We start from the raw sequence: 9,706 nt of genomic DNA on the forward strand, positions 1-9,706 counted from the left end.
TGAAAATACAAAATAGAAAGAGTGAGGTATAAAAATGAAGATAAAAGCATTTAATGTTGTTATCATAATTTTTTTGATATTGATTCTTATTACTAATACTATTATTATTACAAAACTTGATAAATTGGATACAAACGCAGATGTTAACTTTGATACAAATAAGGCCTCTGTACTTCACAATGATACAGACAATATGGATGACACAAAAATAATGAACGAGAACGATAATACTAGCGCAAATTCTAATGATTATGAGGGAGATAGAGAGTCTTCTACTAAACAGAATAATGCTGATGATAAGCAGTATATAGAATTATCTAAGGATAATGCTGAGAATTATATTAGTATCAGTATAATCCGAGAACTAACTGGAAGTAAATTATACAACTTGTTAGGTACAAAGGATACTTTTGCAAATAAGTTAGATTTCAAATGTGATGTACGTGGAATCATGCATAATGTAAAATATGAGGATGTTAGTATAACTGTTAAAGTGATGATAAAGACAACTGGGTATAATTATGCTGAGTTTTCAGGTAATCCGAGAGATAGGACAGATGAATTTACTACATATCCTAATAATTATGAATATGAGTATTCTTTTAAGCTTTTAGAAAATGGGACTACAGAAGATATTGCGCATGATTATATAGAATTTGATGATTTATATATAAGTGAAGAAAGTCTTTTCATATACTATGAAATAGTAGATATAGGTGGGCAGGTTTGTGTTGAATCATAGGAATTAGTAATGGGGGGATATGTGGAATATATACTTAATCCGATACTTAATAAGGAATTTCGATTAGCATATAATGGTAGTCATTTTGCTTCTATGAAGGTTGCAGAGTTTCAAAATCCGTCGAACAAGAAAAAGTATAAAGCAGATGCTGCAAATTGTGTATGTGCGTGCATGGATAGAATAGATTTGTTAGTTATACATTTCAATAAGCTGTTCGCAGAAGTTGATAGTCCATTTAAACTTTGTGATATTTTAAATTATGGGCAAACACTAATTGATTGTATTGATATGTTAGCAAAAATTTATGAAGTTCCATACAAGGAAAAATCGGATTCGTCATGCTTTAATGAGATTGGAATTGATGGAAATGGCACTGATGAAAAATATTTTAAATATATACGATCGCTATGTTCTGTACATCCAGTAGAAACGTCTAGGCATCAAAGTTATCAGGGAATAGAATCAGAATGGTCACCTTGGATAGATGTATTGGTTGGAACTAATCATGAAGTACTACATAAGATTATGGCAAAGGATAAAAATAAAGTTGAAAAGGCTGATTATGCGATTGTGGTTTATCGGAATGATATGGAATTAAGTAAGTACATATATGTTTCTTTAGATGAAATATTTATGTACATACGAAAAAGATATTGTTTTTTGAAAGAAATAAAGAGTGCAATAGAAAAAAAGGATATAGAGCTTGCTAATCAATTGAAAGGCGAGAACATTTCGCTTCCGGAAAGTTTTGAAAATTATGATTTATATTTGGATTATTTCGTGGGTGAAATATATCGTAGGGGAATGGGAGATTTCAGATTTGAATTAAATGAGTGGAAGACTATCTTACACAGTTATTTTGAGGATCAGGTTTTAGATAAATATTTAGTAGACTATAAAAATACGATTATGAAGAATATTGAAAAACTTCATAATGGCGTGCAAAAGATGGATTTTGATTTTGTGACAAATTTTGATATTGTTGGAGACTCTACAAGTGGTATACCAAGTGATTATGCGTATAGTTGTAGCAAATTAGTGTATCTGTTGCCTGAGTGGGAAGATGAAGATTTTTTAGTTGCAGATGTTACAGAAAATCATTTTTATATGGGGGATAAAGAAAGACTCATTTCAATGATTGATGAAGTTGAAGTCTTCAAAAAGGAAGGCATTAACATTGCTTATGCAAATAGGCTTATTGATGATAACTATAATACTAATAATTCAGAATGGGCAAGAGTTCAGGTGAAATGGATAGAGCAGTTTTACAAGTACCCGATTGATTATCAATTAAGTGATTGGTATGTGTATCTTCAATTACGTATATTGCCACAAAATTAGAATTGATTGAAATTAGTACTAATACTAAAATTTTTGGAAAGCTATTGAAAATATGAATGTAAGTGACTCAATGGTGCGTTTTATGGCTGGTGATAATCAGAAGAAGCTCGGGATATATGACCTGAGCTTTATTCTTTTACTGGTAAATATTATTACAGTGGCAATGAATTGACTATGTAATTTTGAGAAGGTATCTTTTTTAGTATGAAATTTATAAATTTATTAAAAAGAAAGAAAAATTCAATACCTTATATTTCATTATGCGGTAAGTTGGAGGCTATAATTGGGGGCTACTATCTATCGGGATCTGGATTATACGACATTGAGACATTGTACTATGATCCTGATGCAGGTATATATGATGAAATCCCTTTATCAAAGGATAAAATTGTTGCATACTTTTTGGAAAACGAAAGCATTGCAATAGTACGAAATGATATCCTATCTAAACTAAAAGCTGAAACAAAGGAATATAATTTAAAGTTTGTTTCGGTTGAAAACTTTGAGGGTGAGTATTTAAGTAAAGAATTATTGGAATCGTATTTCAGTTGCTTGCAGAATATAACGTGGATTGATGACGATTTTATGTATGATGCCAGTATCGAATTTGATTTCGAAGCATTTGAAATTATAGATAGTGGAGCTTTGTACTTAAATCCGAAACATTTCTCGGTAGAACAATTTATTTCGGTTTTGAGAGCGTAACATGATAAATACGTATTTTTGGTATTATTTTTGTTTTGATAGTTCTAAAAAAATGGTCATTAACTGATGAAGAAAGGAAGCTCCATGAAGCTTAAAAACATTCTGATAGTAGTTAAAGATATAGAAAAATCCAGAAAGTTCTATCATGATCTTTTTGGCTTAGAGATGATTCTTGATAATGATGGGAACATGATTCTGACAGAAGGATTGGTTCTTCAGGAAGAGAAATACTGGAAAGAGTTTCTTGGAAAAGAAATTATTCCGAAAAACAATTCCTTCGAGCTCTATTTTGAAGAAACGGATATTGAAGGTTTTATTGAAAAACTTGAAAGGTATTTTCCTGAAGTGCAATATGTTAACAGACTTATGACGCACAGTTGGGGGCAGAAGGTTACACGCTTCTATGATCCGGACGGAAATCTGATTGAAGTGGGGACACCGATGTAAGATGGCAAATATCATAACTTGTATCAGGATAGTACTCAGTTTTGCCTTGTTGTTTTGCACGTCGTTGTCTTCGGTGTTTTATGCTATGTATATAGCTGCCGGATTCTCAGATATGATTGATGGAGCGGTGGCAAGGAAAACAGGTACCGTTAGCGAATTTGGTTCAAGACTGGACACGTTTGCAGATATAGTTTTTACGGTAGTCTGCTTAATGAAGCTACTTCCTGTGCTAAAAGTTCCAGTTTGGCTTTATGTATGGATCTTAGCCATAGCTTTAATAAAACTTAGCAATATAGCCATAGGGTACATCAAGCAGAAAATGTTTGTGGCTGTACATTCTGTGATGAATAAAGTTACCGGATGTTTATTGTTCATACTTCCATTAACATTGCCACTTATTGATTTAAAAACTAGTGTGGTAGTTGTTTGCTTTGTCGCAACAATAGCTGCTGTTTATGAATGGTACCTGATTCAGGCGGGACGGACAATTTAGGGATGATTTCTAAGTTGCCGCAGGGAGATATTCATCCGTTTATTTTCTCTTTTTATCTTTAACAAAAACTATAATTGCAGAAATCATAGCAGAAATTGCGGCGATTACCGGTAATCCCACAAACCACATAAGTGTAAGAACAGGTACCGGATGTCCGAGTGTTTGTGAATGATCGACAGATTTTATTATTAAAACGTCTAAACCTGCTGCAATGAAAAACGTGATTGCTACACCTATGACAGTACCTATAATAATTTTAAAAACTTTGCTAATTCCATTCATGATAATTCATCCTCTAAGAACTTATTATAACGGAAAAAGAAAAGAATGGGAAAAACAGCGGAAAACAGGCGAATTTATGCTTTCCGCTGTTTTTTGCGATTGAATTTTTTTATTTTTCAACTGATTCCTGACCTATAAGAATTCCTACGCGCAGTGCTTCTTCAGATTCTTCTCTGGAAATAGCATCGTACATGCCAAGAAGAGTCACAAGAGTATCACATTGATCTAAAGTAAGCCCCCTTCTGAAAGCAGCGAAGAGACTGTTGGCGGCTGAAACTTTCTGTCTGTATTCTTCTGAGCATAAGTAGGAATCCATAGCTTCGTCATAGGATTCAGTAATATTCGGGTTTGTGACGGTAACATCCATTTTTGCATCCTCCTGTTATGTTTTTAATATGTCTGTTCAATGGGTTAATATTGGAAAGATATATTAAATCCATCTTCGGATGCGCTTTTATTGTGAGTTCCCTTTAGATATACATCCCGGATATTCGAGCTGTTATTTTCGTAGAAGGATAACAGAGAACTTATAAACGGGATGAGATTGAGGACGGTTGTTCTTACCTTGGCAACAAGTAATCTGTTAGAGCTGAGGCATTTCCTGATGAAGCTTTTGATAGTGGAAAAAAATTGCGATCTAAAAGAGTGCATAGTTCCACGGATCACACCGGCCAGAATAGCGACAACTTGGCGAATAGATTTTTTGCATGAATCTATTGCAGGCTTAATGATCCTGTGAAGTGCTCTGATTGCTTCTGACAGATCGAGCTGCTTTATACTGATTTCTTTGGTAACAGTTGTGTCGATAATACCATTGCTGTCATTGAATTCTAAGTGTCCATCCAACATTTACAGTCTCACCTCTTTTCCCGGATAGATTTTTTGTTACCAATTTCATACAAGGTTATGCTGCTATAAACATGCCGACAGTTATGGGGTGACTCCCATTATTGCGTTTACTAAATCGGCTTTTTGTTTTGGGGTCCAGTACTTGGCATTTCGTGCGATGGCACGTTGAGTCCGGTAGAATTCCAGCTCGGAATCATTTTCCTCTGTGTTGATTCCAAGTAGGTACCCGGCGTCTACATGAAGGGCAGTAGCAAGGCTTGCTATAACAGGCCCTTTCGGAATACGATCTCCGCTGATATATCGGGACATTGATACATAAGTTATTCCGACTTTGTCGGCAAGCTCTTTCTGTGTGAGTCCGTTTTGCTTCAATAAATCAGAGATACGCGTTCCTAATTCGTTGCTCATAGTTTACATCCTCTCTAATTTTAGATTTACGCTACGTCGTTGTGAGATACGACGTAGTCATCATGCGACATTTCACAAAAGAAAGTGAAAGTTCATTTACCAAAAGTATAATACGAATTACCGTTTGTGTCAATGAGGGTTATTAATGGAAAATGGTAGATGAAGGATAAAACAAGGTTTTGCTAAAAGGTAAATGGGATAAATTATTTCCAAATGTATAATTAATGCCAGCTATTGAAGGTGCTGTTGTTCCATGAAAAGTTGTCGGTTCCACAGGTGACTTGTGTTATTCTAGTAGTAATTGGAATTGCGGGATTTAAGATTTTTTGAAAAAGCAATTTGATTCGTAGGATTTGGGAGATGTAAAAGATGGATTGAAACAGCGGAAAGAGGTGAATCTATGATTTTTGCTGTCGAAAATGAGGTGTGTGTTAAATATTACAGCGGATAATACTTTTTAATAAAATTCGCTGTTGAAAAGCAAATTTATGCCTTATTTATTGCAGCGCGAAATGAAAGTTTTAATATTTCGCTGTGTTTTTTGATGGAGTTTATGATTGTTGTATGAAAGGTGACGAGGGAGCATGATGATTGGTGAAAAAACGGTAATAAAGCGATTAGCCATGATTGGCCTGATAACAGGGCTTATATTTACAGGATGTGGGCAGGCGGACCCAAAAGGCGCGGATGTTAGCACTGAAGAGTTGAATGTCAGCACTGGAGAGTCGGATGCAAACGTCGAAAAGACGGATGCCAACATTGAAGAAACAAGCGACCAGAGTGAGAATATAGAAAAAGCGGAAGAAGAGGACATGGCGGCGACATTACTTTATCAGGGACATGGTAGTGTAAGGATCGTTACGAGTGAAGGAAAAGTAATCTATATAGATCCGTTTATGGGAGAGGGCTATGACCTTCCGGCAGACCTTATACTCATGACACATGGACATTACGATCATACGAAGGAAGATCTGATTGCCGGTAAGAATGAAGGCTGCACTGTCATTAAATGGTCGGATGCTCTCAAAGCTGGTGAGTATCAGACTTATGGTCTTGGCTTTGTATCCATTGAGACGGTGGAAGCCGGATATAACAAGAATCACGATGTTTCGGAATGCGTCGGATTTATACTTACATTTTCAGATGGCGTGAAGGTTTATTTTTCCGGCGATACATCAACGACACCTTCTATGGCAGGATTTAAAGAAAAGGAACTTGATTATGCTTTTTTATGCTGCGACGGAGTCTATAATATGGATGTTTCTGAAGCTTCAGAGTGCGCAAAGGCTATAGGTGTTAAGCATACAATACCTTACCACATGGAGCCGGCAAAAGATAAAAGCGGTTTTGACATGAGTGTTGCTGAGAAGTTTAATGCGCCCGGAAAGATAATTCTCAAGCCGGGAGAAGAGCTTGTTCTGGAATAGAGAAAGAGGAGAAATATGCAAACATCGGAAAGTTTTCGACTAAGTGCACTGTTATCCTTTTCAGGGGGATTGCAGGATGCGTACACATATAATGTAAGAGACAGGGTTTTTGCAAATGCCCAGACCGGTAATGTCGTTTTGATGAGTCAAAACTTCATGCAGGGTAATTATATGCAGGGATTTCAATATATGTGCCCGCTTCTTTCATTTGCTCTTGGGATATTTGTGGCAGAACGAATAGAAAACAGATACAAGAACGCAGAGAAGTTTCATTGGAGACAGATTATTATAATAATTGAAATGATAGCTCTTTTTGCTGTCGGATTTCTTCCAGCGAAGTTGAATATGATAGCGAATATGATTGTCTCTTTTTCTTGTGCAATGCAGGTGCAGACATTTAGAAAAGTTCATGGGTTCGGTTATGCAAGTACGATGTGCATAGGAAACTTAAGAAGCGGCACGGAAAGCTTTTCAAAGTACCTGAGGACGAAAGATAAAGCTATGCTGTTTAAGGCGCTTCATTTCTTTGGTATTATCCTTGTTTTTGCCATTGGAGCCGGATTCGGCGGAGTGATCTCCGCGACGCTCGGGATAAAGACGATATGGATATCCGGCGGTTTACTGCTGACTGTATTTCTGATGATGTTAAAAGGAAGGTGCTGATGGAAAGAAAATCTATTCTGATCAAGGACACAACAAAAGAAGAGAGGGAACAGATAGTAAAGAATTCCCTTGATTGTGGCGGAGGCTGCGAAAACTGCTCATCTTGCTGGCTTGGTGGCGGAAGTCCATGGGATATTTATCAGGATTATATTGACGGCAAGAAAGAAATTCGTGAGATAAACATGGAGTATATGGAGAAGTATCGCCAGGATAGGCAGATTCATTGAGAGGATTTTTTGAATTATGGGAAATGCACCGGAGATAAAAGACTCTACGGTTGAAGAACGTAGAGCATATATAAAAGAGAGATTCCCTTGCATTGCAGACTGCGATATGTGCGGGCTCTGCAAAGTGTTCCATGGGAAAGACGCTGAGACGGCGTATGCAGATTATATTAATGGGGATAGGGATTTTGCAGAAGTGTCGGCGGATTATAGATGAGTGTGAATCAACCACGAGTTTATAGTCAGAGTATTTTTTTGAGGTTAAAATAGTAGTGAACAACTGTTATTAATGATGGGGATAATAATGATCAAGAAGATGATATTCTGATTGAGCAATTAGATAAGTATAGACGCCAGCGAGAACTGCTGGCTCTATAATAGATTGCCGGGGTTACCGGCTCTTACAACTTAATATGTATGAGGTAGTGAATGGACTAGTGCAGAGCTTTTGAGCCAAAAACAGCATCATTACCAAGAGTTTGCCAAGAGCTGAATTTGACTTAGGCAGCACCCTTGAGGTGTGAGCAAGATCATCATGGAGTCTGCAAAACGAAAGATATAGCCATGTTGATTTTTAGAGCAGTTATTTCGAGAGAGAAGATGCTTTTTGATGATTGCAGAAAGACCAAACAAGTAGATAAATACAATAGGTAATGGTATTATTAAATAGAAGATTGTTAGAAGAGGAAATGCTATGAGCTATCAGAGAAGATTGATAAATTATACAATTGCATGTGTTAATGAGTTTGCTGAAGCTTTTAATTTGAATGTTAAAGAAGCATATAGATATCTTCGAGATTTCAAGGGAATAGAGTTCCTGAAGGATTTCTATGAGGAAGAGCATCTTTTATCATTTGATAATGTGGTTGAAGATTTACAAGCTCTTTGCCGGAGAAATGGAGGAACTATATGATTCTGTATCATGGTAGTAATGTTGATATACAAAATATCAGCTTGTCAGCTTGCAGACCATATAAGGATTTTGGTAGGGGATTCTATTTAACAGATATTCCGGAACAGGCTGAGCGCATGGCAGAACGAGTTGCTAGGATTTACGGTGGTGAACCTGTACTCAATATTTATGAGATAGATGATTCTTTTTTGGATTCCTCTAGTCTTAGAATCAAAAATTTTGGTGAAGAAACAACGGAAGATTGGGCTCGTTTTGTAATGAATAATAGGAATAGAGGCTTTGAGAATTATTCAGATCCATTGTGCAATTTCGATTCTAAGTATGATATCGTAATTGGACCTGTTGCGGATGATAATATGGCAATGCTGTTTAGACAATATGAAGAAGAAGTTATAGATTTTGATACGCTTCTTAAAGGCATGATATATAAAAAGACATCTTCACAGTATTCATTCCATACACCTGCAGCTATTTCATTATTGAGGAAAATTAGTCATGAATGAGAAAAAGCAACTAATAGAGTATGCTATTCAGGATATTGTTGAAATGATCTCGAAAGATCAGAACGTAGAATATGACGAGGCTATGAACTTCTTTTATGAATCAGAGGTTTTTGATAAGCTTCAAGATGTAGAAACAGGGCTTTATCGTGAAAGCTCTGCTTATATTTATGATTTATATAAAGATGAGTTGAACTTCGGGCATATCGTTCAAGCTGAAATATAATAACCGCCTATTACATAGAGCAGTTATCTCAATGAGGTGACCCCAAAAAGTTAGACTTTTTAAGCGTAGCAGTTATTTGGCTGCTACGCTGTTTTTATTTAATAGGAAATTGCGCCTTAGAGGGTAAACGTCAAATCACCCGCCTAGCCTGAAACTCCTTTTTCGTGGTTTACTTTAAAAAACTAAAAAAACTAGCTAGTTTTTTAAAGGAGGATCCACATGGATAACATTACACACGAGGTAAGACTTGCAAACTGGGCAGAGATTATCAAAAGATGCCAAGCCCGTCCTCAAGGACAATCTGCTAATAAGTGGCTTATTGAAAATGGCATCAATGTTAAAACTTACTACTACTGGCAGCGCCGAGTCCGCAAAGAACTTTTTGATAAAGCTGTAAATTTGCCAGCGTTATCTTTGCAGAAAAATGAAGTTACATTTGCTGAAGTACCATGCGAAGCATTAGATAATTCGCAGGAATATCCGACT

Annotated in this window: 17 protein-coding genes; 13 read left to right on the forward strand and 4 right to left on the reverse strand. The window is 36.2% G+C overall.

The window, feature by feature from the left end; all coding sequences use genetic code 11:
• Positions 1 to 34: 34 nt before the first annotated feature.
• The 5 genes from BM398_RS16135 (at position 35) to BM398_RS16155 (ending at position 3,728) form a co-directional block, all read left to right on the forward strand.
• Positions 35 to 742 carry a hypothetical protein gene (locus BM398_RS16135; RefSeq protein ID WP_092339225.1) on the forward strand — a complete coding sequence of 236 codons (708 nt, stop codon included), beginning with the start codon at positions 35 to 37 and terminating at the stop codon, positions 740 to 742.
• A gap of 21 nt (positions 743 to 763) precedes the next feature.
• Positions 764 to 2,083 (forward strand): hypothetical protein, encoded by a 1,320-nt coding sequence (locus BM398_RS16140; protein WP_139233842.1) that lies wholly within the window; start codon positions 764 to 766, stop codon positions 2,081 to 2,083.
• 204 nt (positions 2,084 to 2,287) lie between these two features.
• A complete protein-coding gene (locus tag BM398_RS16145) occupies positions 2,288 to 2,788 on the forward strand; it encodes a hypothetical protein (protein WP_092339229.1) in 501 nt (166 codons plus the stop codon).
• A gap of 84 nt (positions 2,789 to 2,872) precedes the next feature.
• Complete coding sequence (locus tag BM398_RS16150) at positions 2,873 to 3,235, forward strand: VOC family protein (RefSeq protein WP_092339231.1); 363 nt, start codon at positions 2,873 to 2,875, stop codon at positions 3,233 to 3,235.
• Between the two features lies 1 nt (position 3,236).
• Entirely contained in the window at positions 3,237 to 3,728 is a 492-nt protein-coding gene (locus tag BM398_RS16155; protein WP_092339234.1) for a CDP-alcohol phosphatidyltransferase family protein, read from the forward strand.
• Positions 3,729 to 3,767: 39 nt separating this feature from the next.
• Here BM398_RS16155 and BM398_RS16160 read toward each other — a convergent pair whose 3' ends face one another.
• The 4 genes from BM398_RS16160 to BM398_RS16175 form a co-directional block, all read right to left on the reverse strand.
• Positions 3,768 to 4,010: a hypothetical protein gene (locus BM398_RS16160; protein WP_092339236.1), complete on the reverse strand. Its 243-nt coding sequence runs from the start codon at positions 4,008 to 4,010 to the stop codon at positions 3,768 to 3,770.
• Positions 4,011 to 4,119: 109 nt separating this feature from the next.
• Positions 4,120 to 4,377, reverse strand: a complete 258-nt coding sequence (locus BM398_RS16165) for a hypothetical protein (RefSeq protein ID WP_092339238.1) — start codon at positions 4,375 to 4,377, stop codon at positions 4,120 to 4,122.
• Between the two features lie 44 nt (positions 4,378 to 4,421).
• Entirely contained in the window at positions 4,422 to 4,859 is a 438-nt protein-coding gene (locus BM398_RS16170) for a hypothetical protein (protein WP_092339240.1), read from the reverse strand.
• A gap of 81 nt (positions 4,860 to 4,940) precedes the next feature.
• Positions 4,941 to 5,267 carry a helix-turn-helix domain-containing protein gene (locus BM398_RS16175; protein WP_092339242.1) on the reverse strand — a complete coding sequence of 109 codons (327 nt, stop codon included), beginning with the start codon at positions 5,265 to 5,267 and terminating at the stop codon, positions 4,941 to 4,943.
• 584 nt (positions 5,268 to 5,851) lie between these two features.
• Between BM398_RS16175 and BM398_RS16185 the strand changes: the two genes are divergently transcribed.
• The 8 genes from BM398_RS16185 to BM398_RS16220 form a co-directional block, all read left to right on the forward strand.
• On the forward strand, positions 5,852 to 6,694 hold the full coding sequence (locus BM398_RS16185) for an MBL fold metallo-hydrolase (protein ID WP_242949840.1): 843 nt from the start codon (positions 5,852 to 5,854) through the stop codon (positions 6,692 to 6,694).
• A gap of 15 nt (positions 6,695 to 6,709) precedes the next feature.
• On the forward strand, positions 6,710 to 7,357 hold the full coding sequence (locus BM398_RS16190; RefSeq protein ID WP_092339244.1) for a YoaK family protein: 648 nt from the start codon (positions 6,710 to 6,712) through the stop codon (positions 7,355 to 7,357).
• On the forward strand, positions 7,357 to 7,584 hold the full coding sequence (locus BM398_RS16195; RefSeq protein WP_022779824.1) for a hypothetical protein: 228 nt from the start codon (positions 7,357 to 7,359) through the stop codon (positions 7,582 to 7,584). The genes BM398_RS16190 and BM398_RS16195 overlap by 1 nt, the downstream gene beginning before the upstream one ends.
• A 16-nt stretch (positions 7,585 to 7,600) precedes the next feature.
• A complete protein-coding gene (locus tag BM398_RS16200) occupies positions 7,601 to 7,798 on the forward strand; it encodes a hypothetical protein (protein WP_092339246.1) in 198 nt (65 codons plus the stop codon).
• A gap of 477 nt (positions 7,799 to 8,275) precedes the next feature.
• Positions 8,276 to 8,494 (forward strand): DUF3791 domain-containing protein, encoded by a 219-nt coding sequence (locus BM398_RS16205; protein ID WP_026668455.1) that lies wholly within the window; start codon positions 8,276 to 8,278, stop codon positions 8,492 to 8,494.
• Positions 8,491 to 8,997 (forward strand): DUF3990 domain-containing protein, encoded by a 507-nt coding sequence (locus tag BM398_RS16210; RefSeq protein WP_026507910.1) that lies wholly within the window; start codon positions 8,491 to 8,493, stop codon positions 8,995 to 8,997. The genes BM398_RS16205 and BM398_RS16210 overlap by 4 nt, the downstream gene beginning before the upstream one ends.
• Positions 8,990 to 9,220, forward strand: coding sequence for a hypothetical protein (locus tag BM398_RS16215; protein ID WP_026490285.1), 231 nt, complete (start codon positions 8,990 to 8,992; stop codon positions 9,218 to 9,220). The genes BM398_RS16210 and BM398_RS16215 overlap by 8 nt, the downstream gene beginning before the upstream one ends.
• A gap of 219 nt (positions 9,221 to 9,439) precedes the next feature.
• Positions 9,440 to 9,706, forward strand: a 267-nt coding sequence (locus tag BM398_RS16220) for a hypothetical protein (protein ID WP_092336839.1), incomplete at its 3' end; no start/stop codon positions are given.

The sequence above is a fragment of the Butyrivibrio sp. M55 genome (assembly GCF_900116865.1).
GTDB lineage: Bacteria > Bacillota > Clostridia > Lachnospirales > Lachnospiraceae > Butyrivibrio.

Excerpts from the sequence above, each read along its gene's own strand:
- BM398_RS16135 (WP_092339225.1), top strand. The coding sequence starts at position 35 with ATGAAGATAAAAGCATTTAATGTTGTTATCATAATTTTTTTGATATTG.
- BM398_RS16145 (WP_092339229.1), top strand. The coding sequence starts at position 2,288 with ATGAAATTTATAAATTTATTAAAAAGAAAGAAAAATTCAATACCTTAT.
- BM398_RS16150 (WP_092339231.1), top strand. The coding sequence starts at position 2,873 with ATGAAGCTTAAAAACATTCTGATAGTAGTTAAAGATATAGAAAAATCC.
- BM398_RS16155 (WP_092339234.1), top strand. The coding sequence starts at position 3,237 with ATGGCAAATATCATAACTTGTATCAGGATAGTACTCAGTTTTGCCTTG.
- BM398_RS16160 (WP_092339236.1), bottom strand. The coding sequence starts at position 4,010 with ATGAATGGAATTAGCAAAGTTTTTAAAATTATTATAGGTACTGTCATA.
- BM398_RS16165 (WP_092339238.1), bottom strand. The coding sequence starts at position 4,377 with ATGGATGTTACCGTCACAAACCCGAATATTACTGAATCCTATGACGAA.
- BM398_RS16170 (WP_092339240.1), bottom strand. The coding sequence starts at position 4,859 with ATGTTGGATGGACACTTAGAATTCAATGACAGCAATGGTATTATCGAC.
- BM398_RS16175 (WP_092339242.1), bottom strand. The coding sequence starts at position 5,267 with ATGAGCAACGAATTAGGAACGCGTATCTCTGATTTATTGAAGCAAAAC.
- BM398_RS16185 (WP_242949840.1), top strand. The coding sequence starts at position 5,852 with ATGATGATTGGTGAAAAAACGGTAATAAAGCGATTAGCCATGATTGGC.
- BM398_RS16190 (WP_092339244.1), top strand. The coding sequence starts at position 6,710 with ATGCAAACATCGGAAAGTTTTCGACTAAGTGCACTGTTATCCTTTTCA.
- BM398_RS16195 (WP_022779824.1), top strand. The coding sequence starts at position 7,357 with ATGGAAAGAAAATCTATTCTGATCAAGGACACAACAAAAGAAGAGAGG.
- BM398_RS16200 (WP_092339246.1), top strand. The coding sequence starts at position 7,601 with ATGGGAAATGCACCGGAGATAAAAGACTCTACGGTTGAAGAACGTAGA.
- BM398_RS16205 (WP_026668455.1), top strand. The coding sequence starts at position 8,276 with ATGAGCTATCAGAGAAGATTGATAAATTATACAATTGCATGTGTTAAT.
- BM398_RS16210 (WP_026507910.1), top strand. The coding sequence starts at position 8,491 with ATGATTCTGTATCATGGTAGTAATGTTGATATACAAAATATCAGCTTG.
- BM398_RS16215 (WP_026490285.1), top strand. The coding sequence starts at position 8,990 with ATGAATGAGAAAAAGCAACTAATAGAGTATGCTATTCAGGATATTGTT.